28 protein-coding genes and 1 tRNA gene are annotated in these 25,817 nt (G+C 63.0%); 10 read left to right on the top strand and 19 right to left on the bottom strand.

Features of this window, described 5'->3' with window-relative positions:
* The first annotated feature begins 22 nt into the window (after positions 1-22).
* Positions 23-1,192, top strand: coding sequence for an NAD(P)/FAD-dependent oxidoreductase (locus MUH00_RS00255; protein ID WP_247001510.1), 1,170 nt, complete (start codon positions 23-25; stop codon positions 1,190-1,192).
* 272 nt (positions 1,193-1,464) lie between these two features.
* Here the strand turns inward: MUH00_RS00255 and MUH00_RS00260 are convergent, their stop codons facing one another.
* From MUH00_RS00260 to MUH00_RS00280, 4 genes are all read right to left on the bottom strand, one after another.
* A complete protein-coding gene (locus MUH00_RS00260; protein ID WP_247001512.1) occupies positions 1,465-2,022 on the bottom strand; it encodes an acyltransferase in 558 nt (185 codons plus the stop codon).
* Between the two features lie 320 nt (positions 2,023-2,342).
* On the bottom strand, positions 2,343-3,164 hold the full coding sequence (locus MUH00_RS00265; RefSeq protein ID WP_247001514.1) for an Nmad3 family putative nucleotide modification protein: 822 nt from the start codon (positions 3,162-3,164) through the stop codon (positions 2,343-2,345).
* A 594-nt stretch (positions 3,165-3,758) separates the two neighbouring features.
* Complete coding sequence (locus MUH00_RS00275; protein WP_247001519.1) at positions 3,759-7,352, bottom strand: PAS domain S-box protein; 3,594 nt, start codon at positions 7,350-7,352, stop codon at positions 3,759-3,761.
* Positions 7,353-7,460: 108 nt separating this feature from the next.
* Complete coding sequence (locus MUH00_RS00280) at positions 7,461-8,186, bottom strand: hypothetical protein (protein ID WP_247001522.1); 726 nt, start codon at positions 8,184-8,186, stop codon at positions 7,461-7,463.
* A gap of 96 nt (positions 8,187-8,282) precedes the next feature.
* Between MUH00_RS00280 and MUH00_RS00285 the strand changes: the two genes are divergently transcribed.
* The gene (locus tag MUH00_RS00285; protein WP_247004030.1) at positions 8,283-8,915 is read left to right on the top strand and encodes a helix-turn-helix domain-containing protein; all 633 of its coding nucleotides are present in this window, start codon (positions 8,283-8,285) and stop codon (positions 8,913-8,915) included.
* Here MUH00_RS00285 and MUH00_RS00290 read toward each other — a convergent pair whose 3' ends face one another.
* The 3 genes from MUH00_RS00290 to MUH00_RS00300 form a co-directional block, all read right to left on the bottom strand.
* Positions 8,916-9,149: a DUF7386 family protein gene (locus tag MUH00_RS00290; protein ID WP_247001523.1), complete on the bottom strand. Its 234-nt coding sequence runs from the start codon at positions 9,147-9,149 to the stop codon at positions 8,916-8,918. It abuts the gene before it with no gap.
* A gap of 382 nt (positions 9,150-9,531) precedes the next feature.
* On the bottom strand, positions 9,532-9,927 hold the full coding sequence (locus tag MUH00_RS00295; RefSeq protein WP_247001525.1) for a VOC family protein: 396 nt from the start codon (positions 9,925-9,927) through the stop codon (positions 9,532-9,534).
* Between the two features lie 4 nt (positions 9,928-9,931).
* Complete coding sequence (locus tag MUH00_RS00300; RefSeq protein ID WP_247001527.1) at positions 9,932-10,246, bottom strand: ArsR/SmtB family transcription factor; 315 nt, start codon at positions 10,244-10,246, stop codon at positions 9,932-9,934.
* 331 nt (positions 10,247-10,577) lie between these two features.
* Here MUH00_RS00300 and MUH00_RS23305 point away from each other — a divergent pair, with 331 nt between their 5' ends.
* The gene (locus MUH00_RS23305; protein ID WP_486606286.1) at positions 10,578-10,754 is read left to right on the top strand and encodes a hypothetical protein; all 177 of its coding nucleotides are present in this window, start codon (positions 10,578-10,580) and stop codon (positions 10,752-10,754) included.
* 402 nt (positions 10,755-11,156) lie between these two features.
* On the opposite strand, the gene MUH00_RS00305 is transcribed toward MUH00_RS23305, so the two are convergent.
* From MUH00_RS00305 to MUH00_RS00330, 6 genes are all read right to left on the bottom strand, one after another.
* Complete coding sequence (locus MUH00_RS00305; RefSeq protein WP_247001528.1) at positions 11,157-11,393, bottom strand: hypothetical protein; 237 nt, start codon at positions 11,391-11,393, stop codon at positions 11,157-11,159.
* Between the two features lie 248 nt (positions 11,394-11,641).
* Positions 11,642-11,884 carry a DUF7563 family protein gene (locus tag MUH00_RS00310; protein ID WP_247001530.1) on the bottom strand — a complete coding sequence of 81 codons (243 nt, stop codon included), beginning with the start codon at positions 11,882-11,884 and terminating at the stop codon, positions 11,642-11,644.
* 109 nt (positions 11,885-11,993) lie between these two features.
* A tRNA-Pro gene (locus MUH00_RS00315) sits at positions 11,994-12,064 on the bottom strand.
* A 120-nt stretch (positions 12,065-12,184) separates the two neighbouring features.
* Positions 12,185-13,093: an RNA-guided pseudouridylation complex pseudouridine synthase subunit Cbf5 gene (locus tag MUH00_RS00320; protein ID WP_247001532.1), complete on the bottom strand. Its 909-nt coding sequence runs from the start codon at positions 13,091-13,093 to the stop codon at positions 12,185-12,187.
* On the bottom strand, positions 13,093-13,671 hold the full coding sequence (cmk, locus tag MUH00_RS00325; RefSeq protein WP_247001534.1) for a (d)CMP kinase: 579 nt from the start codon (positions 13,669-13,671) through the stop codon (positions 13,093-13,095). The genes MUH00_RS00320 and cmk overlap by 1 nt, the downstream gene beginning before the upstream one ends.
* A gap of 151 nt (positions 13,672-13,822) precedes the next feature.
* A complete protein-coding gene (locus MUH00_RS00330; RefSeq protein ID WP_247001536.1) occupies positions 13,823-14,770 on the bottom strand; it encodes a DUF106 domain-containing protein in 948 nt (315 codons plus the stop codon).
* Between the two features lie 262 nt (positions 14,771-15,032).
* Here MUH00_RS00330 and MUH00_RS00335 point away from each other — a divergent pair, with 262 nt between their 5' ends.
* On the top strand, positions 15,033-16,472 hold the full coding sequence (locus tag MUH00_RS00335) for a DUF7289 family protein (RefSeq protein WP_247001538.1): 1,440 nt from the start codon (positions 15,033-15,035) through the stop codon (positions 16,470-16,472).
* Between the two features lie 18 nt (positions 16,473-16,490).
* On the opposite strand, the gene MUH00_RS00340 is transcribed toward MUH00_RS00335, so the two are convergent.
* The gene (locus MUH00_RS00340) at positions 16,491-17,126 is read right to left on the bottom strand and encodes an adenylate kinase (protein WP_247001540.1); all 636 of its coding nucleotides are present in this window, start codon (positions 17,124-17,126) and stop codon (positions 16,491-16,493) included.
* A 59-nt stretch (positions 17,127-17,185) separates the two neighbouring features.
* Between MUH00_RS00340 and MUH00_RS00345 the strand changes: the two genes are divergently transcribed.
* On the top strand, positions 17,186-17,602 hold the full coding sequence (locus tag MUH00_RS00345) for a DUF7975 family protein (RefSeq protein ID WP_247001542.1): 417 nt from the start codon (positions 17,186-17,188) through the stop codon (positions 17,600-17,602).
* A 6-nt stretch (positions 17,603-17,608) separates the two neighbouring features.
* Here the strand turns inward: MUH00_RS00345 and MUH00_RS00350 are convergent, their stop codons facing one another.
* Complete coding sequence (locus MUH00_RS00350) at positions 17,609-17,899, bottom strand: amphi-Trp domain-containing protein (RefSeq protein WP_247001544.1); 291 nt, start codon at positions 17,897-17,899, stop codon at positions 17,609-17,611.
* Positions 17,900-18,337: 438 nt separating this feature from the next.
* Here MUH00_RS00350 and coxB point away from each other — a divergent pair, with 438 nt between their 5' ends.
* Together coxB and MUH00_RS00360 are read left to right on the top strand one after the other, a co-directional pair.
* On the top strand, positions 18,338-19,099 hold the full coding sequence (coxB, locus tag MUH00_RS00355; protein WP_247001546.1) for a cytochrome c oxidase subunit II: 762 nt from the start codon (positions 18,338-18,340) through the stop codon (positions 19,097-19,099).
* Positions 19,099-21,555 (top strand): cbb3-type cytochrome c oxidase subunit I, encoded by a 2,457-nt coding sequence (locus tag MUH00_RS00360; protein WP_247001548.1) that lies wholly within the window; start codon positions 19,099-19,101, stop codon positions 21,553-21,555. Before coxB ends, MUH00_RS00360 begins: the two co-directional genes overlap by 1 nt.
* 268 nt (positions 21,556-21,823) lie before the next feature.
* Here the strand turns inward: MUH00_RS00360 and MUH00_RS00365 are convergent, their stop codons facing one another.
* Both MUH00_RS00365 and MUH00_RS00370 read right to left on the bottom strand, forming a co-directional pair.
* On the bottom strand, positions 21,824-22,147 hold the full coding sequence (locus tag MUH00_RS00365) for a DUF7410 domain-containing protein (protein ID WP_247001550.1): 324 nt from the start codon (positions 22,145-22,147) through the stop codon (positions 21,824-21,826).
* A 91-nt stretch (positions 22,148-22,238) separates the two neighbouring features.
* Positions 22,239-23,651 (bottom strand): hypothetical protein, encoded by a 1,413-nt coding sequence (locus tag MUH00_RS00370; protein WP_247001552.1) that lies wholly within the window; start codon positions 23,649-23,651, stop codon positions 22,239-22,241.
* 145 nt (positions 23,652-23,796) lie between these two features.
* On the opposite strand from MUH00_RS00370, the gene MUH00_RS00375 reads away from it, so the two are divergent.
* Complete coding sequence (locus MUH00_RS00375; RefSeq protein WP_247001554.1) at positions 23,797-24,063, top strand: cytochrome C oxidase subunit IV family protein; 267 nt, start codon at positions 23,797-23,799, stop codon at positions 24,061-24,063.
* An 81-nt stretch (positions 24,064-24,144) separates the two neighbouring features.
* On the opposite strand, the gene MUH00_RS00380 is transcribed toward MUH00_RS00375, so the two are convergent.
* Together MUH00_RS00380 and MUH00_RS00385 are read right to left on the bottom strand one after the other, a co-directional pair.
* Positions 24,145-24,408, bottom strand: a complete 264-nt coding sequence (locus MUH00_RS00380; RefSeq protein WP_247001556.1) for a hypothetical protein — start codon at positions 24,406-24,408, stop codon at positions 24,145-24,147.
* Positions 24,409-24,500: 92 nt separating this feature from the next.
* Positions 24,501-25,136, bottom strand: a complete 636-nt coding sequence (locus MUH00_RS00385) for a class I SAM-dependent methyltransferase (RefSeq protein ID WP_247001558.1) — start codon at positions 25,134-25,136, stop codon at positions 24,501-24,503.
* A 75-nt stretch (positions 25,137-25,211) separates the two neighbouring features.
* Between MUH00_RS00385 and MUH00_RS00390 the strand changes: the two genes are divergently transcribed.
* Entirely contained in the window at positions 25,212-25,499 is a 288-nt protein-coding gene (locus MUH00_RS00390) for a hypothetical protein (protein ID WP_247001561.1), read from the top strand.
* A 103-nt stretch (positions 25,500-25,602) separates the two neighbouring features.
* Positions 25,603-25,779 carry a dodecin family protein gene (locus MUH00_RS00395; RefSeq protein ID WP_247001563.1) on the top strand — a complete coding sequence of 59 codons (177 nt, stop codon included), beginning with the start codon at positions 25,603-25,605 and terminating at the stop codon, positions 25,777-25,779.
* Positions 25,780-25,817: the final 38 nt, after the last annotated feature.

Raw genomic sequence — 25,817 nt, forward strand, 5'->3', positions numbered from 1 at the left:
CGTGTGTTTCAGAGTGTCGGGTATGACTGAGAACGTCGTCGTGCTCGGGGCCGGATACGCCGGTGCCGGTGCGATCAACAAGCTCCAGTCGGAGCTCGGGCGCAACGCGCGGCTAACCTGGATCGCCGACGTCGACTATCACCTGGTTCTCCACGAGTCTCACCGCGTCATCCGCGACCCGAACGTCCGATCGGACATCACCTTCCCGGTCGAGGAGATCGCCGACCCCTCGACGCAGTTCATCCAGGCCGAAGTGACCGGGCTGGACACCGACGAGCGGATCGTCGAACTCGCCGGCGAGGAGGACATCGAGTACGACTACGTGCTGGTCGCCCTCGGCACCAAGACCGCCTACTACGGAATTCCGGGCCTCGAGGAGCACTCCCTGACGCTGAAGAGCCTCGACGACGCCCTCGACATCCACGAGGCCATCACGGAGGCGAGCCAAGAGGCGACCCGCGGCGAGCCCGCGCAGGTCGTTATCGGCGGAGCCGGCCTCTCCGGCATCCAAACCGCCGGCGAGGTCGCCGAGTTCCGCGACGCCCGCCGCGCGCCGATCGATATCCACCTCGTCGAGGCGCTCGACGAGATCTTCCCCGGCAACGATCCGGAGATCCAGCAGGCGCTCCGCAAGCGCTTGGAAGAGGCCGGCGTCCAGATTCACACGGACGATCCGATCACCGAGGCGAAAGAAGACGTCATCGAGTTCGACGAGGGCGAGCCCCTCGAACACGACGTTCTCGTCTGGACCGGCGGCATCACCGGCCGCGACGCGTTAGACGACGCCGACGTCGAGAAGGAGCACAACCGCGTCCACGCCGACGCCACGTTCCAGACCTCCGACGACCGCGTGTTCGCGATCGGCGACTCGGCGATCATCGACCAGGGCGACCAGCCCGCGCCGCCGACGGCGCAGGCCGCCTGGCAGGCCGCCGACGTGGTCGGCGAGAACATCGCCCGCGCGATCGAGGGCCGACCGCTGATGACCTGGGAGTTCGAGGACAAAGGGACGGTCATCTCGGTCGGCGAGAAAGCCGTCGCGCACAAGATCAAGCCCGCGTTCGGGATCTCGCTCCCCGTCGACACCTTCGGCGGTATCCCGGCGCAGAACCTGAAGAAGATGATCGCCGCCCGCTGGATCGCGGACATCACCTCCTGGAACGAGGCCCGCAAATCCTGGTCGTCGCTCTAACTCGGCGCCTCGGGTTCAGCTTCGGCTTCGGATCGTTCCGGGTCGCGTCCCCACTCGTCGTCTCGGTTTACTTGTTTTCCAATCCGCCCGGCTTTCCCACCCTTCTCGGTCCGAATCGCGATCCCATCGCCCCAGCTCCGTTCCGGACCGCAGTCGAACGATCGGGGTTGTCGATCGGCCTTCGCGATCGAGACCGGAGACGGTATCGACGCGGGCGATCGCGGAACCCGATCGAAGCGGCCGATCGATCGCGCGCCGTCGCGCTCGTCGCGTCACTCGGCTACACCTGGACCGCCGTCGCCCGGCGCGTCGTCGCCCATCGGCCGGGCGGGAACGCCCGCGACCGTCTCCCCCGGCGGGACGTCCCGCGTCACCAGCGAGTTCGCCGCGACGCTCGCGTCGGCGCCGATCGTCACCCCGGGGAGGACGATCGCACCGGCGCCGATCATCGCGCGTTCGCCGACGACGACCTCGCCCGTGCGATACTCGTCCTGGAGGAATTCGTGACACAGCAGGGTCGCGTCGTAGCCGACGATCGCGCCCGCCTCGAGCGTGATGAGGTCCGGCCAGAAGACGTCGGGCGTGGCCTCGAGGCCCCAGGAGACGCCCGGACCGACCGTGACGCCGATCCGGCGCAGGAGCCAGCGTTTCAGCCGGAGGCTCGGCGACACCCGCACGAGCCAGACGACTACGTACTGAACCGCCACCCGCAGCGGGTTCCGCGCGCTCGTCCAGTGAGAAAGCGAGTTCGCCGACCCCGGCGTCGGGTGCGACCTGATGCGATCGTGCCGTCGGGTCGGGCCCTCACCTCGCGTCGTATCGTCCGTCACTACGAGATCACTGCGAACAGCGTTCGTCCGATCGCCTAATCAAACCGATCGATTCTCAATCGTCTTCGGATCGCATCCGACGACTACCGAAGCGATCGAGAACATCACGAAACGCCGAAGACGTTTCGAACGACCTCACCCCGTTCGATTGCGGTCCGTACTGTGCCCGAGGGGACCGACCGCGCCAGCCCCTTTCAGTCCCACTGTAGCGGCTGATCAGGTAGGCCACCGTGGATGGGAATGAAAGGGGCCTTCGGAGTGTTCTCGATCGCATCGATAGTTGAACGTGACCAGAGACAGAATCCGAATACTCGGGCGAATCAGTGCGTCGATTCGATCGATCGTAATTCCGGCCCGTCTCGATCGCTCGGCAGCCCAACGATCTCGCGAAACGCCGATCCCGAAAGGCCGCACCGGTAGGCGGGCTTGTACATCATGTTTCGGCCGCCGGCCTCGATCGCGAGGACCGACTCGATCTCCTCGCGGAGGTAGTACTGGGCGCGCTGGTTACCGTCTTTCACGTAGTAATCGCTGAGCCGGATCGGGTGGCGGTCGAACAGGCCGCCCGGTTCGCACCCGTCGACGATGACGACGGGTTTGTCGAGGTAGAGGTCGCCGTCCCGGGAGCGTTTCGCGTGGGCGTTCTCGGGGTTGGCGGCCAGCAGTCGAGCGCGTTCGGCCGCCGGCATCGCGGGGTCGATCACCGTCACGTCGGCGACGGTCATGTAGCCAATCAGGTAGCGGTGGGCGCGATCGCCACCCGGGCGGCGAAGGCCGGCGTAGAAGCCGACGATGTCTCCGGGGTCGAGCGCCGAAAGCCGGGAAACGTAGCCGCTGGTGCGGTGTTCGCCGTAGGTCAGCGCCTCGAAGTCAGGGTCGCGGTGCAGTGGCCACGAGTCGATCGCGGCCCCGGTCACGGCGTCCGCCTCGCCGCGGACAGGCTGAGGTTCGATCCGGGTGGTCAGATCCGCCGCCGTCCCCTCGCTCGCGCGCAGCGGCCACGAGCCGAGCGTCTCGGTCTCGTCGGTCGCGCGGGTCTTCTCGGGGATCGGGACGTACTCGAACCGCCCGTCGTCGTACAGCGGGGCCACCGTGCCGAGGTTCGTGCTGTCGGCGCCGACGCCGGCGAGGACGACCGTCATCGATCGCTACTCTCGCCGGTGTGACGAAAAAGGACCCGATCGGCCGTGGCGGCCGACGGAACCGCGCCGAGCGCCGGTTCGCACTCGTCGGGCGAGAGGTGGTGATTCGCCGAAAACCGCCCTAACAGCCAGCGCCAGCATTTCCCGTCCGGTAACGCGCGATTTCTGCTAAACCTAGACCTAAGTAATTTGGTTCTACTATTAAGTAGTGAGCTATGGAGGATGACGAAGACCAGTCGCGTTTTCTCGCCACTTGCGACGAATGTGGATCGGTATACGCTGCGATGGAAACCGCCGACGGACAAATCACGCCGATCGGATCCAGAACCGGCTGTCCCTGCGGGAGTACATCGTTCTCGTGTGTCACTGACACCGATCCCGGCGAGTCGTCCGAAGAGGAGTAGCTAGCACCGATCGATACGTGACCGCCGTCGGTTCAACTCGATTCTCAACGGCACGGCCGATGCGGTCGCGGACGCTTCCGCTGGCGTTCGAAGCCGCGATCGCGAGGTTCAGCGGCACGCGTCGAGTCCGTACCTGATGACGCGTCGGTTCCGCTTCCGCTCGTGCAGACCCACGCTGAAGGACGGGTCTTTAGCGGTCGTTCACCGAAGGCAGGGTGAACGAGAACGTCGCACCCTCGCCCGGCGCGGAGTCGACGTGGATTTCGCCGCCGTGGCGCTCGACGATCCGCTGACACAGCGCTAACCCGATCCCAGTACCGGCGTGTTCGTCGCGGCTGTGCAGCCGCTGGAACACCTCGAAGATCCGGTCTTGCGAAGCGGGTTCGATGCCGATCCCCTCGTCTCGCACGGAGACGACCCACGTTTCCCCCTCACGCTCGGCGGAGACGCGCACGCGCGGCGGGTCGTCGCCGCTGTACTCGATCGCGTTGATCAATAGGTTCTGAAACACCTGCCGGAGTTGGCCGGCGTCACCCCGGACGCGCGGGAGCGATTCCGTCTCGATCGCGGCGTCGCTCTCTTCGATCCGCATGCTAAGATCCTCGGTGACGTCGTCAAGCACCTCCTCGAGATCGGCGGGCTTGAACGGGTCGCCCTGCGTTTCGACGCGCGAGTACGCGAGCAAGCCCTCGATCATTTCGCGCATGCGTTCGGCACCGTTGACGGCGAACTCCAGAAACTCCTCGCCGTCTTCATCCAACTCGTCGGCGTACCGGTGCTCGATCAACTGGAGGTAGCTCGAGACCATCCGCAGCGGCTCTTGCATATCGTGGCTGGCGGCGTACGCGAACTGTTCGAGGCGTTCGTTGGATTCTCCGAGCCGAGTGATCAGTTCTTCGAGCCGCCGTTCGTATTCGACCCGTTCGGTGATGTCTTGTGCGAAGCTCAACCCTGCGAAGATTTCGTCGGTGGCGTCGCGTAGTGGCGCGGCCCACACCCGCCAGTGTCGGCCGCAGAACTCGGTTGTAGTACTGTTCATCTCGCCGTCTTCGATAGCGGCACGAAACAGCGCCTCGAGATCGGCGGCGGTGTCCGAACGAAGGAGCGCCGGTATTCTGTCGCCCTCCAGCTGGTCGGCGCTAGGTAAGGTGTCGCCCAGTGCACGGCCTTCCGTCAGCGTGAACCGAAGGTCGTGGTCGTACATCCCGACCGCCCCGTTCGGGAAATTTTCGGCTAGCGTCCGGTAGCGACGCTCGGATTTCTCGAGCTGTCGCTCGCGTCGTTTCCGCTGAGTGATGTCGGAGACCGCACCGTTTATCCGGATCGGCTCGCCAGCGTCGTCGTATTCGATTTCACCGCGGGCGATCATCCACATGAGCCCGCCGTCTTCGTTTCGAACCCGGTACTCGGCGTTTAGCTCGCCCGTTTCCTCGACGGCGCGCTCGAGGCGCGTCCACGTTCGCTCTCTATCTCCCGCGAGGATCGATTCGTAGAACGCGTCCATCGGCACGCCCGCGGCGGCTTCTGCCGGATCGATCCCGTGTGACTCCGCGAGGTACTCGTCCGCGGTAACGACGTCATCTCTGATGTCCCACGTCCAGAGGCCGACGGACGCCGCCTTGGTCGCCATATCCAGTTGCGCCCGCGTCTCGCGCAAGCGTCGTTTTCGTTTCCGTTGTTCGGTAATGTCACGAACGAGGCAGATGAGTTCGCCGTCTTCGGTGTAGGTGAGCGAGTGCTGAGAGGGGAAGGTGCTCCCGTCGCTGCGCACGCAGGTGGTCGTGCCCGACCATTGGCCTTCGTCTGCGAGACGCGGCAAAATGTCGTCGTAGAAGCGAGACGGGTTGGATTCGATTCCAAGGTCGTCCCAGTGCTTGCCGACCATCTCGTCGGGATCGTACCTGAAGGTGTCGGCGTAGGCGTCGTTTACGTAGATGAACTCGCCGCTCGCGTCGAGCAAACTGATCCCCTCGCGGGCCGCTTCGAGGGCACGTATCACGCGCCGACGTTCCCGCTCCCGGCGTTTCCGATCGGTGATATCTCGAACGACGCCAACTTCTCGCTGTTCTCTGTCGTCCGTCTGTAACGTCGCGAAGGTTCCTTCGACCGGAACTCGATCGCCGTCGGCCGTCTGAACTTCCGCCTCCATCGTCGGGCGATCCTCGTCTTCATCGGCCGGCGTCGCTAGTATTTCTCGCGATCGAGCGATCGTATCCTCGTCAACGACGAGCGAAGCGGGCTTGCCGACTAGGTCGTCGCGATCGTAGCCGGTCAACGCCGCGTACGCGTTGTTGACCATCGTGAACCGCGCCTCCTCGTCTTTCACGTAGATACCGTCGTTGATCGTCTCGACAATCGTCTCGTACTTGGTCAGTTCACGCTCGTGCGCTTTCCGTTCGGTGATGTCACGGCCGATTCCGGCCAGTACTCGTTCGCCGTCGGGATTTTCGAGGCTGGCGGCGATGAACTCGTACGGGATGGACCCGCCGTTTTTTGTCCGTATTTTGGCCTCCACTCTCACCTGACCGGTTTCGAATCCCTCGACGATCGCGCTCGCAATCACCTCACGGTCGGTCTCGTCGAAGAAGTCGAGCGCGTGCATCGATGCGATCTCTTCGTCCACGTAGCCCGTTATCTCGGAGACGCTTTCGTTCCACCGCTCGAGCGTCCCATCGCTACCGAGCGCGTAGAAGACGTCGTCGACCGCGTCCAGGGTGTTGTCGGTGTACTCTTTATACTGCTCGAGCGCCCGTCTCCGGCGTGTCCGTTCGAGTTCGTAACTGACCCACTGCGTCGCCAATTCGACGAACGTCTGCTCGCCCGGCGTGAACGGAGTGCGCTGCAACGCCCGATCTTCGAAGCAGAGCGTCCCGTAGAGGTCGCCCTCGGCGATCACCGACCCGCCGATGTAACAGTCGAGGTCCCATTCACCGTACACAGCCTCGTCGATCTTCTCATCCGGCGGCCGCTCGGTGAACGCGAGCAATCCGTCGATGTCGATGGTCGTCTGACAGTACGTCTCCGAGAGCGGCGTGACGGACCCAGGCTGGACGCGAGAGTCGTCGCTGCTGGCGTGCGTGATCTGGAAGTGATCTTCCTCCTCGTCGACCACTGCGAGGTAGCCGGTCTCGACGCCGAGGCGTTCACGTCCCAATTCGAGCACGCGAGAAACCTTTTCATCGAACGATCGGTCCTGGTCGGCGGTGACCTCGTACAGCCGCTGAAGCGCCCGGTTGTTCTCCTCGAGTTCGCGTTGGGTCCGTTCGTTCTCGATTGCCGACGCGAGCACGTTCGCGACGCTCTGGACGAAGTTCGCGTCGTGTTCGTCGAACTCTCGACGGTCCGCCGTGTGTGTTCCCAGGATTCCCCACGGCTCTTCGACCGAGCCGATGATCACGCTGATCCCGCTGCCGACGTCGTGGTCTACGAGCAGATCTGACCCGGAAAACCGATCTTCGGATCGGAGATCGTCGACAATAACCGGCTGTTCGGACAGTAACGTGTATCCTGCCTGTGAATCGCGATCGATAGCCACCGTCGCCGAGCCGACGAGTCCGTCTTGCCAGCCGACACCTTGTCGCAGAAAGGCCTCATCGCCTCCCGGTCGCAGTTCGAGCACCGTCGCGTACTCGTTGTCGAGCGTCTCCGCCACGGCGGCGACGGCCTCCTGAAACAACCGATCGAGGTCGTCCGTCTCGAGCGCTCGGTGTCCGAGGTCAGCCACTACCTCTTGCTGGCGAATACGGGCGCGCAGTTCCGCATCCTCCTCGGCGTGCGCGTCCATTTCAAAGGAGATGGTAATGAACGGTTGTAAACTCTTTCCCCGTTCGGACGTCGGTCGAAACCGTATTAGGGGTGGTAACGCCGAGATGCGGTCAAGAAAGCGGCGTAATCACGGCTTCGAAGAAGTTGCATGTGACTGGGATTCGATAGGGACGGCGCCGCCGCGGATCAGAGTGATGCCGTAGGTGCCGACCCAGACAACCCACATCAGCCAGCCAATGAGACCGAGGAGACCAAGCGGGCCAGCCTGGTCCATAATTAGAGGGGCAAGAGTGGCTGAGCTAAACAGCAGTGCGGCGGCAAGCAGCCCCAATCTGCCGTGCCACTGGCGGATGAGGCCTGCACGTAGGCCGCTGATGGACAGGCCAATGAGGGCGAGTGTCAGGAAGGTGCCGTTGAGCATGAATAGCGCATCGTGCAACGCCCAGAGTTCAGTGGTCGCTGTACTGTCGTGCGCGGTCGTCGACGCGAGAGCGAGCCGGATTGCGATAACCGCGGCGAAGGCGCCATTCTGCAGGATCAGGCCACCGAATCCGACCAATGACCATGCCTCGCCTCGGTCGCGGTCGGACTGCCACAGCACGGAGACCGCGCCAGCGCCGAACAGCGTGGCCAGCACCCAGGCAAGGGGTGTGAGCATAGATGCGATACCAACGATATCCTTGCTTGTGGTGAAGAATGCGATGACTTCGCCAGTTTCGGCGCCAGCGTGAGGAAGTCCAGCCGGCACCAAGAATACGTTGCCGAGGACGATCAGGAAGGCAAAGCCGAGGGCGGCGATGCCAGAGATTTGAGGGAAGGCCATGGTGGGCAGAGATTTGATCTTCGGATCCATTTGAACCATGAGTGGACTAAACAGGAGTTATGGGTGAATATTTTCGGAGACATGTGTACGTCTTTAAGTAATCCGACGGCTGATTCCAGAGTGTCAATGCCCAGTATACGGCTCAAGATCCAGGCTACGGCAGTGGAAGATTGGTTGGCCGACTTTTCGATAGAGTTCCCGGATGCTGAATTCAGAGTGCTGACGGATCAGCCCACCGAGGATGGCCTGTTAGGGGTCGCCGAAGTGGTGACGACGGACGGGAACGCACTCGTTCGTCAGCTCGAAGAGGCGCCCGAAGTGCGCTCAGAGGTGTTATATATCTCTGAACAGCGAGTGCTGATTCAGGCTTTAGCCCCGATGACGGAGTCGTATGAGGCACTTCGCAGGTCAGGAACCCTCCCAGAATATCCTGCTATCCTTCAAGACGGGTGGTTCTCCTTTACGGTGACCACTTCACAGGAACAGCTGTCAGAGTACATAGATGAGTTAGCAGCGGCCGGGGTTCCATATCAGATTCTATCGCTAACTCAATCACATGAATCGAGCACGCTGTTAACGGATCGGCAATGGCAGTTCATTTCTGACGCCATCGAACGTGGCTACTACGATATTCCGCGCGGCTGTACGCTCGTGGAGCTGGCAGAGTCGTTTAACATCAACAAATCGTCGGCGGGCAGGCTGCTTCGCCGAGCTGAAAGCCGAATCATCAAGCAATTCGTTGCAGAGGCGGCAGGATAACTAATACCGAAGCCCGATCACAGACGTATTGCACAGGTCTTGGATCGTCTCAGGGCCGTACTCGCCTGGAGCGTCTTGGATGTTCTGTTCACTCTCGAGCAGGTGGGGCAACGCGGCGTCGATCGCGGTGGACATCGACGAGTTGTCGTGCGGGTCGGCGGCGATCAGTTCGCTGGCACATTCGAGCTGGCGTTCCCGTTCGTCGGTGAGTTTCAGGCTAGTTCGTCGAGCCATAGTTTAATCAATGTATGCACGGGGCCGAATCGCGGATGACGACCAGTTTCGCTCCGTCACCTTGCGTCACTTCGCGGCTATCGGCGTAGAGGCCGTCAATTCCACTCATGAGCAGCCCTACTGGTTCTCCCCCGAATAAATTCATACGGCCTCCTGGATTTCTGTGTAGATTACCAGTGTATACTCTCTCCGACCAATTATCGGAACTTGTCGGGTGACGACCCGATAGAGCAGGTGTCAGAGGGATACGGAAGTGGCGGGCGAACTCACCACCGTTCGGCGATCGGTTGTCGGCAACACGTCCCCGATCGCGTTTTACTAGCGTAAATAATGCGGTAGAGATCTGTTCAGTGTAAAGGATGTCTGCAGCGCGGCATCTACATCACTGCTGGATGATCTGGATGAGGTTCCCGCATGTGTCGTTGAAGACGGCCATTGTGACGCCCCCGGCAGTCATCGGCTTTTGGGTGAACTCGACACCTTGTTCGCTCAGGCGTTCGTACTCGGCCTCTACGCCCTCGCATGCGAACGAGGTCCAAGGGATGCCGTTGGTGACGAGCGCGTCGCGGTACGCTTCCAGCTCTTCGGAAATTGCTTGGTTCCCTGTGGGTTCCAGGAGCAGCTCAACGCCGTCGAGCGACTTTGGCCCAACCACAGTCAACCACCTCGCCCCGCCCACTGGATCGTCAGTCTTCTTCTCGAAGCCAAGGACGTTCGTGTAGAACTCCAGCGCCATCTGTTGGTCGTCTACGGGTACGCTTGTTACGTAAATTTCCATTTGGTTAACTCCTCTCGGATTCCGTGTCGGTGTCGTTCTCGGTCAGACGGTCCATCCAGGCTGCTGCCGCCTTCAGATGGTCTGTGCCAGCGAACTCTAGGACCTTGGTCCTGCCGCGACGGGTCGAGGTGATGAGACCAGCCTCCTCGAGGACGTCGAGGTGCTTGCTTACGCCCTGTCGAGACATGTCGACATCGTGCTCCATGGTAAGGCGCGCACAGAGTTCGAAGAGCGTCTGTTCGTTGTCCGTCAATTCCTCCAGGATCAATCGACGAGTATCGTCGGCCAGCGCCCGGAACACGTCGTCGTTAGAGGACATCGGACAACATGCAACTGTTTGGTTGCACATAGAGATAAGTCTGCCGGTGGGCCGTGAGGTCGAACAAGCAGTACGATCTGGCCACTGTCTCAACCCATCGGGCCCACATCGAGTATGTGCGGAAGACGCGGTCCCTGGTGATTTCCGCGAAAAAGGCGCCGTTGCCGCCGATATCGTAGTATGACTGTCGCAAGGGACAATTGGAGACCATCTTCGGCGAATAGAGGCGAAAATTATCAGACCTACAATCTTATAAATATGCTCTTATTCATTCGAATGTTTCGAGATCGTACTCACGCGAATCGTGGGCTGGGAGTTTGCCGACGGCGTGGTGTCGATCGCGACCGAAAGTGATCGGACGGCGTGGGCGACGGTTTCGGACAACGTGGCAGGGATCGGTGAGAAGGGAGCGATCCACGTGCCGAAGACGACTCATCGGTCACCCCCCTCACTTCTCGTGGAGTTCTCGGAATCTGAAACTGGTCGCTCACTGCCCGTACGAATGTAACAGGTCGCTGCTCTCAAAGACTGCTTTCTAAACCAAGTGACACACCTTTCCCCGTCCCTTGTGTTGTTTTTACTGGCCCTGGAACGAAAGCCATTGGATGTCAGAATTATAAGGGGACGGCGTATCTTCAGGGCCATCCTTTGAAACCCTCCGTAGCCAAGAGCCTGCTTCGTTCTGCCTGAGGAGTGACCGCCGTCGGTTCGAACCTCTCGCTCCTGATTCTCGATCGCGTGCCGAACCTGCTCGTCGCTTGCGTGGTGGGCTGGATGGGCGATCGTCGTCCGAGTCACGACGTCGTACAGCTGGCTCGCCGGCACGAACTCATCGAGCATCGCCTCCTCGGCCTCGATGACCCGCTGAAAGTATTCGCGATCTCCACCGAGGTCCGGGTGGTGGCTTTCTTCAGTCGCAAGCTGCGGTGCGAATCGTCTTGTCGTCCGCATCCGGTTCGACGTCGAGAACGGCGCGCGGTGGAACCTCCGCGACGATCGCCTCATCTTCGGCCGGCGGCAGCCGCGCGTTCGCGCACTCCGACTCACCTGTGACGACCGGCCGCTGCTCCATCTTGCGCTTCTCGCGGACGTACAGCCCAACGGTGCGAACGTTATCTCGAAGCCGAGAGAATCGATCACAGGCCACCGCGTATTGCTCGCGCCCATACTCCAATGGAGAACGAATCCTGGATCATCCGGACTCGTGCGGGCGTACGGCCGTTGATCGCGTTGGCGCTGCTGCGCGTCGAACGAGTATCGGAACTCGTCGACCTCGAGCTGCGACAGCTCTGCCTCGAGACCGTCGAACGCCTTCGACAGCGAGATGTCGAAGCTGTTGTTTCGAGTCCGATCACCCGCAGATGTTCGCTCGAAGCGACAGGCCACTCCAGGCGTTCAGACATCCGCCTCACCCCCGTGACGGCCCGGCAACGTCTCCGGGTCGGGGATCACGACGTCTTTCCCAGCGGCGGAGCCGCGGCTCAGTCGCCGGTAGGAATCGCACTCGCCGCAGCGGTGAGCGCGATCGCGATCGTCACCGAAAACGCGGCAGAACCGATCGCTGACATGGGCGCCACAGTGCTCACAGGTCGACGAATTACCGGCCGCTGGCCACGGGGCAATCGTCACGCCGACCAACTCCGGGAAGTATATCGACTATCCAGTAATATCTCGAAAGAGAGAATTGGATTTTTGGCAGGCTCAGGGTATGAGCGGCTAAGAGTTGAACACTTACAAAAATTTCGAGTGGGACCGCCGAGAATTGAACTCGGGTCCTACGGACCCCATCCGCAGAGGATACCACTACCCCACGGTCCCGCACTCGGATCGAAGGCCGTCTGCCGTTTAAGGGTATCGTTTCGGCGGCGCCACGTCACTGCATTGCGCACGTCTCACCGACGGCGATCGACGCCATGCGGTTCGACTGCCGACACCCAGTCAGACCACCACGCGCTCAAGATCGACTGTGACACCGCCGTCGGCGTCCAGATCGCCAACTAGCGTCCCGAGACAGACCGCGGACTCGTTCGGCGTGTAACAGGCCACGAGGTCACCTCGATCGGCCGCGTCGTCGATCGAGAGTACGCCGGGTGCGTAGACGGGGGCGCCGGTGGCCACCTCGCGGGCGGCGCTCTCGGCGATCACGACACCCGGAATCCCCTCGAGGATGCGTTCCGCGGGGTCGACAATCTCGCGCAGCGGCGCCGGATCGTCGTCCTCCAACCAGAACGCGAGCGCGTCGTAGAGTTCGTAGACCGTGTGGAGGTCCGTGTCGTCGAACGGGTCGGTCGCGGTCCGGCGAAGGTCGCCCATGTGCGCCCCGGTGCCGAGCGCCAACCCGAGGTCGTGACAGAGCTTCCGGACGTACGTGCCGCTCTCGCACCGGATTCGAAGGAGTAGTCGCCGCTCGGCGGCCTCGAGTACGTCCAATTCGTAGATCTCTCGTACGCGCAGGCGGCGCGCGACCGCGCTCTTTCGCGGAGGCTTCTGGTAGATCGGGCCCTCGAACTCGGCGACGATCGAGTCAACGTCGTCCGGAACGGGACCGTGGCACTCGAGCACCGCGACGTACTCCTTCGTGCCCTCCAGAAACACCTGTGCGAGTCGGGTTGCGTCCCCGAGCATCACGGGGAGACAGCCGGTGACCTTCGGATCGAGCGTCCCGGCGTGGGCCGCCTGATCGATCGTCGCGTCGACTTCGCTCCGGGCGAGCGTCTCCGCGATGGCGTCGCGAAGCCACCCGCTCACCTGGTGGGAGGAGGGACCCGGCGGTTTGTCGAGATTGACGACGCCGAACGCGAGCAGATCGGCGGGCGATCGCTCCGCGGGTGGGCCACGCAACGCCATCAGAACTCGTAGTCGGCGCCAGTTACGGGCGCTTTCCCTTCGTCGCCGGTCGGATCGTACTCCTCGACCGCGGTGACGAGCATGTCCAGCACCGCGTCCGGCTCCCAGCGAGCCGTGTTCACGGAGAGATCGTAGATCGTCAGATCGCGGATGTCGATGCCGTAGTACTCCGCGTAGCGCTGGGCCTCGCTGGCCTCCCGCGCTTTCGTCTCCTCGGTCGCCCGAACGGGATCTTTGTCCTCGCGCTCGGCGATCCGCTCGCCGCGAACGTCCGCTGGGGCGTCGAGCCAGAACCGGAAGTCGGCGTGCTCGCCCGCGAGCCAGCCGGCGAGTCGCGACTCGAGCACCAGCCCGTCTTCCTCGACGGCGATCTCGTGCAGGCGCCGATCGAGGTCCCGATCGATCTGGTCGTTCTCCTCCGCGAGTTTGTTGAACTCCAGGGGCGTGTAGCCGCGTTCGTCGGCGAGTTCGCGGAAGATATCACCGCCGCTCACGTGATCGAGATCGAAGGCGTCGGCGAGCAACTCCGCGGTCGTGCTCTTCCCGCTTCCCGGCGGGCCGGAGACGGTGAGTAACATATTCTTGCTCCGATTCGCCGGCTAAAATGGGTTTTGATCGGCCCTCGAGTGCCACCGCGACCCACGGCGATCGATCGATCCGGCCAGGACGGCGCATCCGAACACTGCCGGTCGAATCGAAACGCGGCGATCGGCCGTTCGACGGTGGTCGTTACGACCCCGTCGGAGACATGTCGATGTTCAGCGACTTGCGCAGCAACTGCGTGAATCCCATCGAACAGAGGAAGTACCAGACGATCCACGCGCGCATGGGGCCGATCACCGAGTCGGTCCAGCGGACTTCCCCGATCAGCGGCATGACCACGGTATCTTCGACGCCGCCGGAGCCGAAGTTGCCGATCTTCCAGTACATCCAGAGGAACAGCGGAATGGTAAACAGCATGATCCAGACCATCGGGCGGAACTGCTCTTTGAACATCCCGATGTTATCGGCCATCGCCTCCATCTGTTCTTCGCGCGCGCGCTCGAGTTCGTTTTCGAGGCGCTCGAGCTCCGCCTCGCTCGCGCCGCGTTCCTCGGCGTCCTTCTTGCGATCCTGGATGTCCTTCTGTTTCTCCTGCATCGCTTTCATCCGCTCTTGGTACTTGCCGATAACTTCCGGATTCATCAGGTTCGCCTGCAGGAGCGTCGAGTACAGTCCCGTCAGCAGTGCGACGGAGAGGATCACGGCGTAAAACGGCAACGCGGCGTCGAGCGGTCCGAGCAGCACGTCGATCGAGCTCCCGACGGTCTCCTTGACGGAGTCGATCCAGTAGCCGAACATCAGGAGGAGCGAGCCGGCGCCGGCGGTTTTGTCCCACTGCGACCAGCTGGTATCCGCCTCGATATCGTCGTCGGGAAGGTCGCCCGTGGCCCCGTCGCCGTCGAGCGCGTCGTCGTAGGCCTCGCGATCGGCGATTTCGAACCCGTCATTGCCGTCCACGAGGATCCCCTTTTCGATCAGTCGGCCCCACTGGCCGCTCGTCAGATCGTCGCGGACGTCGGCCCACTCGACCTCGCCGCCGTTCTCGTCGGCTTCCTCGCGAATGGCCTCCAGAGCCTCCGTCATCGAAGAGTCCTCGCGGACGAGGGCGTCGATCTTCTCGGCTGTGCGCGTCATCTGTCGATGGCTAGGGGTCGTCGGATATACAAGTGTTTTCTTCGGCGGAGCGCGGGGACGGATCGCCGGCGCGAGCAGACTCGCGGTCGTTTATCGCCAGCTCGCTCGCCCGCGATTATTATCTTAAAATCGAAAACAAAATAAACTGTCTTGAAGTGTTTGGCAGGTCGTCTTTCTTAATGTAGTGGATGTCAGTACCCGAAATATGATTTCGTGGTGCCGAAGTGACCGTCCCGGAAGCGCCGACCGGGCCCAGTCGGCGATGGTAGCGATCGTCCTGCTGATCGGGATGGTCGCGATTATCAGCGTCGGGCTCGTTCTGGCCGCCGGCGACGTGCTGTCGGCGACCGAAGCGCAGACAGAAGAGCAGCGAATCGAGATGGCCTTCGTCGAACTGAGCCAGAAAATGAGTTCGGCCTGGACGCACGGCGACGTCACCCACTCGATGGATCTCGAAGCCGGCGATCGAGGTGCCGTCGCCCGCGCCGAAACCGGGTGGATCAACGTCTCCTCGGACGGCCTCGATCGGCCGATCAACGAGACGATCGGGACGGTCGAGTGGGAGAGCGACGACGGGACCAAGATCGCCTACGAGTCCGGCGCCGTGTTCGCCGAGACGGGCAACGAGACGCGCGTCGTCTCCGTGCCGCCGATCCACTACGACGCGACGACCGAGACGCTCACCCTTCCGGTGGCGACCGTCGGCGGCGAAACGTACCTCAACTCGGGCGACGTCTCGTTCAGACACGACGGAAGCAGCGTGTACGCCGACGCGAACGTGGTTCAGGACGCCGACGTTCGCATCACGATCAAAAGCGAGTACTACCGCGGCTGGGAGCGGTTTTTCACGCGCGAAGCCGGCGACACCGTCGTCCGAACCGTCGATCACGAGAACCAGACGGTCTCGGTCAAGGTCGGTTACCTCGAGATCGAAGACGCGTTCGACTCGGGCGTCACGCTCTCGGAACCGCCCGGCGAGTCCGGAAACGTCGATTACGGCGACGCGGAGGTCCGGAACGACCGCATGCCCGAACTCGACAGCGTGATCGATGAGATGCTCGCGGATATGGAGGGCGGCGAGTACGGGGAGGACGTCGATGACCTCGAGATGATCGACAGTAGCGAAACCTACACCAACGGTACGTACCTGGCCGAGGGGGTGTTCCTAGACAGCAACGGCGAGACGGTCACGTTCGACCTCTCGGACGGGAACGCGACGCTCATGGTCGACGGGGACATCGATCTCGACCACAGCGGGAGCGCCATCGCCGTCGAAAACGCCAGCGGGACGGACAACTCGTTGAAGGTCTACGTCACCGGAAACCTCGATATCGAAGGCGATATCGGCGGGAGTTCGGCGAAACACCTGCAGGTGTACGGGACCTCGGAGTCGCACGTCGCGATGACGGACGGCTCGTTCACCGGGACGATCTACGCACCCAGCGACGATTGGACCGGGACGAATCCGGTCGGCGGCGGCTGTGACGACGAACAGGTCTGTATGCAATCCAACGTCGAGTACACGGGGGCGCTCGTCGCCTCGTCGGCGCACTTCCAGGGCGGGTGGGGAAGTTTCGATTTCATCCACGACGAGGACCTCGCCGACGAACCGATCGACCTCTACCCCGAGGCGTACGAGCTCCCGCCGCAGCTCACCTACCTCAACGTCGCCCACCACGAGATCGATATCAAAAACAGTTGATGGCCGGTCTGACGGCCGCTAGGCCGCGTTCTCGATCGTGTCTTTCACGTCTGTCCAGACCTCGTCCGGCGCCTGTTCGCCGTCGACCCGCTCCAGGTCGCCCTGCTCCTCGTAGTGGTCGATGACGGGTTGGGTGTTCTCGCGGAATACGCGAAGGCGTTCGCGGACGGTCTCCTCGGTGTCGTCGTCGCGCTGTTCGAGCCGGGCTTCGACCGCAGGGTCTTCCGGCGGATTGTACTCGACGTGGTAGATGTCGCCCGTTTCGGGGTCGAGACGGCGCCCGGTCAGCCGGTGGACGAGTTCCTCCTCGCCGACGTCGAGATAGAGGACGACGTCGAGGTCGGTCATATCGTCGAGTTCCGTCGCCTGCTCGAGGTTCCGGGGGTAGCCGTCGAGCACGAAGCCGTCGGCCTGCGACAGGGCCTCGTCGACGATCGCGTTGACGACTTCGTCGGGGACGAGTTCGCCCTGATCCATGTACTCCCGGGGCGTGTCGTACTCCGTGTCCATCCCGGAGATGTCCATGTCCTTGTTCGCGCGGAGCGCATCGCCGGTGGTGACGTGTTCGACGTCGAACTCTTCGGCGATCTTCTGGCTCTGTGTCCCCTTTCCGGCCCCGGGCGCCCCGAGGATCAAGATTCGTGGCTCTGCCATACGTTCCCCTTCAGGACCGCCGCATAAAGGCTTAAAGAATTGCGAACATCGGTTCGGATATGACCCGGTTCGACGCGGCCGACCCGACGGAGCGACGGAAACTGTACGTCGACGCGATCACGGCGCATCGCACCCGCGGGAGCGGCTTTTGCACGCTCGAAGTCGACGATGACTCCCTCACCGACGACCCCGATTCGGGACCGGACCCCGAACTCGGAATCCCCTGGATCCAGTTCGCCGACGGCACCGTCATCCTCGACTGTACGGACGACGAACTCGAGGCGTTGAAAGCGCTGTGCGACGAGTTTCCGGCCTTTAAAATCGACGACCTCGTCCGCCCCGAGGAGGCCGAGGGGACCAACGCGCGGATCAGCGCGAAAGCCGATCCGAACCGCATCGCGCAGTTCATCGACGCCGCGTTCCGGCGCGTCTACGACCTGTCGGCCGACGTCCGGGTGTGGGTCGTCGAACTCTGATCTCGCCTAGTCGATCGACAGACCGCCCGACCGACTCTCGCCGCCGTCGGCGCCTTCGTCCCACTCGAGTTCGAACTCCACGCTCAACTCGCCCGGACCGCCGCCGCTCGGCGTCTCCCGCTCGGCTTTGACCTCGAACGTCGGACGTGCGGGCGGCGACATCGTCACCGATTCGCCGCCGGCTTCGAGCGTGAGTTCGTCCCCCGCTTCCAGCCGATCCGCCACGGTCCGGAGGTAGTCTGCGATCGCCGCGGCGTCCATCGAGTCCTCGAATTTGAAGAGCACTTCTTCAGGCATACGGACCTGTACGCGAGGGAACCTATAGAGGCTGTCGCCGATCGGCCCACATGTCTCCTCCCTCGCGCGGGCGACGATCGGAAAGGGTCGATCGGGCGATTTTTGCCCGGTACGATCGGGCGCTGAGGGCGGACTCACACCTGGCGGCCGCGTTCGAACCGAACGGGTTCGTGACTCGTCGGTAATCCGGGGTTGGTCGGCGGCGGTGAAGTGGGAGAAAACGATAGACAAAAGGGCTCTCGGTCCAACCGAGTGGTGACGGATCAGGACGTGAACGCGAGGTGTCACGGAGACGCGACGAACGCCGCCGGACGGCCGCCGAGCGGGGTCTCCGACGGGGCGGTTTCCAAATAGATAAGTGCACCCAGCAATCATCGTCCGACATATAGGCGTAGTTCAAAAGAGGTGAATACAATCTTCAGCGCACTCACAACTCCGATGCAGGCCACGCGCGTCGACGTGTTCGATGAGATTTTCCTCGTCTTTCTCGGACTCGGGACGCTCGTCGGCGTCGTCGTGATCGGGTACGTCTTGTACAACGCGTACAAGTACCGCGACAGCGGGGCCCATAGCGACGACGAGGACGTTCCGACGCTCGGAGAGTTACCGACTGGTGGAAAGGGCGGCAAAAAACTGTTCGTATCGTTCGGTCTGAGTGCTATCATCGTCATTTCGTTGGTCATCTGGACGTACGGCATGCTGCTGTACGTCGAGGAGGGGCCGAGCGAGCCGCCGGAAGACGCGATCGAGATCAACGTGACCGGCGAAGGGTTCGCGTGGTACTTCGAGTACGAAAACGGCGCGCAGTCGGTCAGTACGATGAACGTCCCCGCGAACACGCCGGTCTGGATCACGGCGACCGGCGGCGACGTCTGGCACACGTTCGGCATCCCCGACTTACGGGTGAAAGCCGACGCGATCCCAGGCGAGTACGATCAGACCTGGTTCATGGCCGACGACCCCGAGACGACACACGAGGTCAGGTGCTTCGAACTCTGCGGTAACGGGCACAGCCTGATGACCGGCTCGGTCAACGTGATGGAACAGGAGGAGTTCGATCAGTGGCTCGCCGAGAACGCGCCCGAAGAAAACGGGGGCGGAAACGAGAGTAGCGGCGGAAACGAGAGTAGCGGCGGCGGCTCCGAAAACGGAAACGAAACGACCGATGACAACAGCACTGCGGACGGAGGCGAGAACTGATGAGTGACCTGCCCCCGATGACGTCGGTCAAGCGGTGGCTCGTGACGACGAACCACAAGGACGTCGGCGTCCTCTACATCTCGACGGCCCTGTTCTACCTCATCTTCGGCGGCGTCCTCGCACTCGCCTTCCGCGCGCACCTGTGGGAGGCCGGCGGCATCGACCTGTTGGCGGACCGCGAGTACAACCAGTCCGTTACGACCCACGGGCTGTTGATGGTTTTCTGGTTCCTCTCGCCCCTTGCGGCCGGGTTCGCGAACTACTTCGTCCCGCTGCAGATCGGGGCGAAGGACCTCGCGTTCCCGCGGCTGAACGCGCTGAGTTACTGGTTCTACCTGTTCTCGGGACTCCTGCTCGGCATCTCGTTCTTCCAGGGCGGCTCCTTCGCCGGCGGCTGGACGATGTACGCGCCGCTGAACGTGCCGACCTACACGCCTGCGATGGAGGCGATGGCCGGCGGTACCGCGACGGTGCTCGCGCTGACGCTGTTCGTCATGTCGATCACGATCGGGACGGTGAACTTCCTCGTGACGATCCACCGATCGCGCGCGGAGGGACTGGGCCTGTGGAACCTCCCGATGTTCACCTGGTCGTGGCTGCTGACGGTCTGGATGATGCTGTTCGCGTTCGCGGCGCTGCTCGCCGCGCTGCTGTTGCTTTCGGTCGATCGCATCATGCTGACGCAGTACTTCTCGACCGATCAGGGATCGAGCCTGCTGTGGGCGCACCTGTTCTGGTTCTTCGGTCACCCGGAGGTGTACATCGTCTTCTTCCCCGCGTTGGGGATCATGTTCGAGACGTTCCAGACGTTCTGCGGACGCCGGCTCGTCGGTCGGAAGTGGGTCATCATCTCGATGGTTCTGGTGGCGGTTCAGTCGTTCCTGGTCTGGATGCACCACATGTTCCTGACGACGATCAACCTGGAGATCAAGACGCTGTTCATGGCGACGACGATCGGCATCTCGCTGCCGTTTGACCTGATGGTCTTCGCGCTGATCTACACCATGGTCAAGGGCCGGGTCCGGTTCACGACGCCGTTCCTGTTCTCGCTGGGGGCGCTCGTGCTGTTCATTCTGGGTGGCATCACCGGGGTCTTCCTCGGCGCGGTCGTGCTCGACTACGAGTTCCGCGGCACCTACTGGGTCGTCGCCCACTTCCACTACGTGATGGTCTCCGGGGTCACCGCCTTGGTCGGTGGCCTCTACTACTGGTGGCCGAAGATCTCCGGAAAGATGTACTCGGAGAAACTCGGCAAGCTCAACTTCGCGGTGTACTTCATCGGCTTTAACCTGCTGTACTTCCCGATGTTCCTCGCCTGGGAGACGCCGCGGCGCGTCTTCAACTACCCCGAGGGAGCTCAGCTCTACCACCAGATCGCGACCGTCGGCGCGTTCATCCTCGGCGCGTCGTTCCTGATCATGTTCGCGACGTTCATCCACAGCTGGGTCCGGGGTCCCGACGCACCCGACAACCCCTGGCAGTTCTCGCGCACCGCCGAGTGGGCGATCCCCTCGCCACCGCCGCTCGAGAACTGGTCCGATCGACCGAGCTACGCGAGCGGTCGCCTCGAGTTCGTCGACGACTCGCAGGCTGCGACTGACGGCGGCGTCGTCGCGACCGAGAAGGTCGTCCCCGAGGAGGAACACGCCGACCACGCAAGCATCTGGCCGCTGGGGATCGGCTTCGGGATGTTCCTGTTCTTCCTCGGACTGTCCGGACTGACGCCGTACGTCGCGGAGTTCGCAGCTGCACGAGGTGCCGAGGATATCGTCAACATGGGCGAACCCAACGTGATGTACCCGATCATCACGCTCCTCGGCGTCGCGACCATGGGCGTCACGCTGTTCAAGTTCGGCGTCGAGGAGTTCCACGCGCCCGAGATGGCGATCGCCGAGCGCTGGCCGTTCGGCGGCGTCGGCAACTCCAAGTTCGGCGTCTGGCTCTTCCTGGCGTCGGACGTCGTCGTCTTCGGGGCCGCGATCGGCGCGTACATCTTCATGCGGATCCACGTCGGCTGGAACACGTGGGAACCCGTCCCGCCGTCGACGATGGCCGGGCTGTTCAACACGTACGTCCTGTTGACTTCGAGCTTCACGGTCATTCTCGCGCTCGTGATGGCCGAACGGAAGAACAAGCAGGGTCTGCTCGCCACCCTCGGCGCGACGCTGTTGCTCGGGTTCACGTTCCTCGGTGTCAAGAGCTGGGAGTGGTCCCAGGAGTTCGCCCACGGCGTCTACTGGTTCACCAACCTCCAGGATTCGATCTACTTCGTGACGACCGGGATGCACGCGCTGCACGTGATCCTCGGACTCCTGCTCGCGATGTTCATGATCTACCGCGTCGTCTCGGTGGACGCCTACCTGGAGGATCACCGACCGGTGGAGTTCTTCGGGCTCTACTGGCACTTCGTCGACATCGTCTGGGTCTTCCTCTTCCCGCTGTTCTACCTGATGTAGCGGCCGGCCGCTACATCCGATTCCGAGATTTTGCGGCGTTTTGACCGAATTCAAGCGTCGGGTTCCCGCTTCACGTTCGTCGCTGCGTTACGCGTTCGCTGTCGAGTTTTACAGGTGCCGGAGGCGCCGATCGGTCGAGAGACTGGTGCCCGCGACGGACGGTCCGACCTGGAGGGCGTTACCGACGGCTCGAGCGTGCGAGGCGGAGCGCGATCGGTGTCGCGACGCCGATCGTAGGCGCGACGAGCCGCGGTTCGTCGTCGGTCGGCTATCCGGCCCAGACCAGCGCGTACAGGAACGTGAACATGAAGTACAGGAGGAAGACGGAGACGGCCGCCTTGAGGTGGAACGTGAACAGTTCGTACTGTTCGTCGTCCTGCTCCGCCTCGAAGGCCTCGAGCTCCGCCTCGGTGCACTCCTCTGCGTGGACGGTTCCGACGTGGAGCGCGAGCTGGCGTTCGGTGCGGAACGGCCGATCGCAGTAGTGACAGCTGTATTCGGGCGTCTCGTCGGCGGGGACCTCGTACTCGACGTCAGTCACCTGTTCGACGGCGGTCACCTCCTCGACGATCGCGGCCCGTTGGGCGGTCATGTCCGTAGTCGATCTTGCGGCGGCGCAATGAAGTGTGTACCGGTGTCCGATCGTCGAGCGACCGGATCGACGCTCGACGGACGTCTCGGCCTCAGTTCGGCACGTACGGCGGCTGCGCCGTCGGTAATGAGACGAGGTAGAGGCTGATCATCGTAAAGGAGATCATCACGACAATGAAGGGGTACTGGCTGCGGATCGCCTGGAGCTTTCCGGGAAAGAGTTCGAACGAGATCGTGTGGGCGACCCAGACGGCGAGGACGTGGCCGAGGAGGATGCTGGCGATCTCGACGTAGCCGAACCACGAGGTGAGCGCGTACTGCGTAGGGTTCTCCGGCGGGGAGAGCGGCGCGGCCACCGTCTCGAGCAGCGACGGCCACAGCGTGATCGTAAAGCCGGCGTAGTGGGCGACGTGGTAGCCGGCGGCGATCGCGAGCAGGGCGGGCGCAAAGCGGATCGCGAGGTACCGCGTCGAGATGTAGGTGTCGGCCTGTTCGCGCGTCTTGGCGGCGGCGAGCCAGTAGACCCGCCAGAAGAGCCAGAAGCCGACGAGCAACAGCCCGAGGTAGACGATCTCCGACGGCAGCCCGAGGCCGACGAGAAAGCGGATCGTAGCCACGCCCGGCGCCGTGACGATGAAGCCGCTGAAGGTTAGCTCCCAGACCAACACGAGCACGAACGCGATCGCGGAGACGTCCGTGAGCACGTCGTCGTCGCTGAGACGGGCGCCGGGAAACCGGATCGCGAGCCCGTCGTCGGTTCGCTGGATCGGCGCGACGGCCCCGTACATGCGGAACCACGTCGAAATCGGATCGGCGCGTTCGAACCAGGAGTCGGGCGAGAACGCCACGGCGCCGCCGATCGCGTACGCCGAGTAGGCGACGACGGCGAGGCCCAACGCGGCGGGCGAGGAGCTCAGCGGGGCGATGACCTCGAGCCAGATGAGCCCGAGGAGAACGGCCACCGCGGGCCAGCAACCGAGTCGCGAGGGGTACTCGTCCGCGACGAGTCCGTGGGGGAGCAAGTCGGCGATCCGCCGCCACGGGTTCAGCGCCGGCCACGGATTCCCCACGGTGTAGGCGATCATCGTCAGGAGTGCGCGGCCGCCGACGAACACCAGCAGGACGGCCGCGCTTGCGAAGCCCGGGACGTCGGGGTTCGCCGCGGCGACGACGAGGACGAACGCGAGCCCCAACACGCCGATCGTCCCGAGGACGATCGATCCCGCGCGCAGGAGCGCCTCGGTCGGCACGCCGACCACCCGATCGTGGTAGTCGTCGATCACGGCCCGATCGGTGACGAGCATCGTCAACAGAGCGGAGGCGCCGATGACGCCGCCGCCGGTCGCGAGGTAGAGCCACGTTGGAACGGTCACGTCGCCTCGCTCGCCGGCGAGCCCGGCGGCGACGTTGCTCGCGGCCGCGACGCCGACGCCGGCGGCGAGGGTCGCGATGACGAGCGCGGCCGCGATCGCGGTCCGACGACCGAGAACCGAACGATCTCTCATTGACTGACGATTCGTCTGTATCCCCATCACCGTGTCGTTCGATCGCCGCCGTCGCCTCCGCGTCGGCCGTCGGCACCGCCGCTCGCCCGGCTCCGGTCACCCGTATCAGGAAGGTATAAGTGGCCGACCCCCTCATTCCCCACCAATGGCGAGCGTTCGCACCTACGCACTCATATACGTCGCGTTACTGTTGCTAGGCACGGGCAAGGTCCTGTTCTTCGAGCTCGATCAGATATTCACGGAGCAGATGGCGATCGCGGGAACGATCGTCCTCGCGATCACCAAGTCCACCCTGATCGCCGGCTACTACCAGCACCTGATCGAGGAACCGCGATCGATCACCTACTTGATGGCCACCGCGCTGTTCATGGTGCTCCTGCTGACGATCGCGGCGGGCTACTCGATCCAGTAACGCGATCGACGACTCGGTTCGAATCCGCTCTCGTTTCTGACTGTTCTCCCGTTCTCGCGGACGATCGCGGTCGAATCCCGATCAGCTTCGACGCTCGCGTTCGTCGCCGTTCGGACGGCGCGCGTCGCCGAGGACGATCTGGAGCCGATCGTCGGCGAACAGCCGCTCGATCTGATCGTGCGTGAACGTGCCGTCGCAGTCCGGTCCGACGAACGTGACGTACCGATCGGATCGATCGGTCACCGTCGCGAGCGAACTGCCGCCGCGGTAGTGATAGCGAACGGTCGTACCGGGGAGCAACGCGTCGCTCGTCACCCGGTAGTAGTTTCGCCGATGGAGGGCCATACGCTGGAACTGGCCGATCCCGGTATAGCTCTTCCGACCCCGTGGAGCGCGAGCAATTGCGTTACGGTGCTCGTTGCCGCCTCGTTCGATACTCAGCGCGTGGACCGGTTTCGGGGCCGTCGGAACGTTCGGATGGTGGAGCGCTGGCCCGAGCTGACGTCGACTTCGTCGAAGCCTCGGGCAGTGAAGATCGCGTTCCAATCGCGGTAGTAGAGCGGAAAGTCGTCGCCGATGTAACTCACGGTCGGTTCGGTCGATCCTGCGCGATCCGTTTCGCTCTCGTTCTCCGCGGTGACGAGGAGATCGGCCGTGATCCGGGACAGTTCGTCGAACACCCACTCGGCGTCCGGGTGCAGGTGTTGAAGCGTCTCCACCGAGTAGATCGCGCCGAATCGATCGTCTTCGAAGTCGGCGACGACGTTCTCGATCGCGTCCGGGTAGAACTCCCCGTCGTCGGCGAGGTCGGGATAGGTGTCCGCCATCACGTCGAACGCCTCCTCGTTAACCTCGATGCCCGCAAGGTTTTCGAAGCCGCGGTCGTGGAGGTGCGAGAGGTGCCGACCCGAACTGCAGCCGAGTTCCAGAACGGGCGCGTCTCGATCGACGAACCGATCGAGCATACGGACGAGGACGTCGCTCGTTTCGTTCGGGCCGTAGTACGCGTAGTACTCTGGCGAGAATTCGCCGGACCGATCCGCCCACTGCTTCCGAACGTCGTTAGAATCCACATCTACCAACGGCGAGGCATACGTAAAGTCTCGTTGAAGCTCCGGTAGCGACGCCGCGAACCGCGTGATGGCCACGTGATCGATCCCGTATCGGCGTGCGATGCGAACCGCCGCGCGATCTACGTCGTCGACACGACGCGGTACGGTCTACCGGTGCTGACCGATGCCGGCAACGTTCTCGGCGAACTCGAGGAGCGCGGCCGAGACGTTCTCGACGGTGTCGACGCCCGCGCAGGCATCGGCGTGACGATCGAACTACGAGGCGATCGGCCGGACGAGGAGGTCGACGCCGACGCGGACGATACCGTCACCGCGCCGGATAGGAGTCTCGTTCGTGAACCGACTGCGACGAAAGCCGTCTAAAACCGATCGCGACCGTGAGACTGTCAGGTGAACGCGAGCAAACGGCTATTAGCGTGATGGTGGTACGACGGTTGCTATGTCGGCAGTAAAAGTGATCCGCGTTATGGGTACGTCGGAAGAGTCCTGGGAAGAAGCCGCCCGCGAGGCGCTCCGCGAAGCGAGCCAGACGGTCACTGACATTTCTGGCGTTCACGTCGAGCACTGGACGGCCGACGTCGAGGACGGCGAAATCGTCGAGTACAAGGCGACGACCGAAATCGCGTTCCCGGTTCAGCACTGATCGTTCGTCGAGCCTATCGCGCCCCGTTGCATCGGAAC

This window comes from Halosolutus gelatinilyticus (assembly GCF_023028105.1).
Classification (GTDB): domain Archaea; phylum Halobacteriota; class Halobacteria; order Halobacteriales; family Natrialbaceae; genus Halosolutus; species Halosolutus gelatinilyticus.

Excerpts from the sequence above, each read along its gene's own strand:
- MUH00_RS00255 (WP_247001510.1), top strand. The coding sequence starts at position 23 with ATGACTGAGAACGTCGTCGTGCTCGGGGCCGGATACGCCGGTGCCGGT.
- MUH00_RS00265 (WP_247001514.1), bottom strand. The coding sequence starts at position 3,164 with ATGACGGTCGTCCTCGCCGGCGTCGGCGCCGACAGCACGAACCTCGGC.
- MUH00_RS00275 (WP_247001519.1), bottom strand. The coding sequence starts at position 7,352 with ATGGACGCGCACGCCGAGGAGGATGCGGAACTGCGCGCCCGTATTCGC.
- MUH00_RS00280 (WP_247001522.1), bottom strand. The coding sequence starts at position 8,186 with ATGGATCCGAAGATCAAATCTCTGCCCACCATGGCCTTCCCTCAAATC.
- MUH00_RS00285 (WP_247004030.1), top strand. The coding sequence starts at position 8,283 with ATGCCCAGTATACGGCTCAAGATCCAGGCTACGGCAGTGGAAGATTGG.
- MUH00_RS00290 (WP_247001523.1), bottom strand. The coding sequence starts at position 9,149 with ATGGCTCGACGAACTAGCCTGAAACTCACCGACGAACGGGAACGCCAG.
- MUH00_RS00295 (WP_247001525.1), bottom strand. The coding sequence starts at position 9,927 with ATGGAAATTTACGTAACAAGCGTACCCGTAGACGACCAACAGATGGCG.
- MUH00_RS00300 (WP_247001527.1), bottom strand. The coding sequence starts at position 10,246 with ATGTCCTCTAACGACGACGTGTTCCGGGCGCTGGCCGACGATACTCGT.
- MUH00_RS00320 (WP_247001532.1), bottom strand. The coding sequence starts at position 13,093 with ATGGCGTTGCGTGGCCCACCCGCGGAGCGATCGCCCGCCGATCTGCTC.
- cmk (WP_247001534.1), bottom strand. The coding sequence starts at position 13,671 with ATGTTACTCACCGTCTCCGGCCCGCCGGGAAGCGGGAAGAGCACGACC.
- MUH00_RS00330 (WP_247001536.1), bottom strand. The coding sequence starts at position 14,770 with ATGACGCGCACAGCCGAGAAGATCGACGCCCTCGTCCGCGAGGACTCT.
- MUH00_RS00335 (WP_247001538.1), top strand. The coding sequence starts at position 15,033 with ATGGTAGCGATCGTCCTGCTGATCGGGATGGTCGCGATTATCAGCGTC.
- MUH00_RS00340 (WP_247001540.1), bottom strand. The coding sequence starts at position 17,126 with ATGGCAGAGCCACGAATCTTGATCCTCGGGGCGCCCGGGGCCGGAAAG.
- MUH00_RS00345 (WP_247001542.1), top strand. The coding sequence starts at position 17,186 with ATGACCCGGTTCGACGCGGCCGACCCGACGGAGCGACGGAAACTGTAC.
- MUH00_RS00350 (WP_247001544.1), bottom strand. The coding sequence starts at position 17,899 with ATGCCTGAAGAAGTGCTCTTCAAATTCGAGGACTCGATGGACGCCGCG.
- coxB (WP_247001546.1), top strand. The coding sequence starts at position 18,338 with ATGCAGGCCACGCGCGTCGACGTGTTCGATGAGATTTTCCTCGTCTTT.
- MUH00_RS00360 (WP_247001548.1), top strand. The coding sequence starts at position 19,099 with ATGAGTGACCTGCCCCCGATGACGTCGGTCAAGCGGTGGCTCGTGACG.
- MUH00_RS00365 (WP_247001550.1), bottom strand. The coding sequence starts at position 22,147 with ATGACCGCCCAACGGGCCGCGATCGTCGAGGAGGTGACCGCCGTCGAA.
- MUH00_RS00370 (WP_247001552.1), bottom strand. The coding sequence starts at position 23,651 with ATGAGAGATCGTTCGGTTCTCGGTCGTCGGACCGCGATCGCGGCCGCG.
- MUH00_RS00375 (WP_247001554.1), top strand. The coding sequence starts at position 23,797 with ATGGCGAGCGTTCGCACCTACGCACTCATATACGTCGCGTTACTGTTG.
- MUH00_RS00380 (WP_247001556.1), bottom strand. The coding sequence starts at position 24,408 with ATGGCCCTCCATCGGCGAAACTACTACCGGGTGACGAGCGACGCGTTG.
- MUH00_RS00395 (WP_247001563.1), top strand. The coding sequence starts at position 25,603 with ATGGGTACGTCGGAAGAGTCCTGGGAAGAAGCCGCCCGCGAGGCGCTC.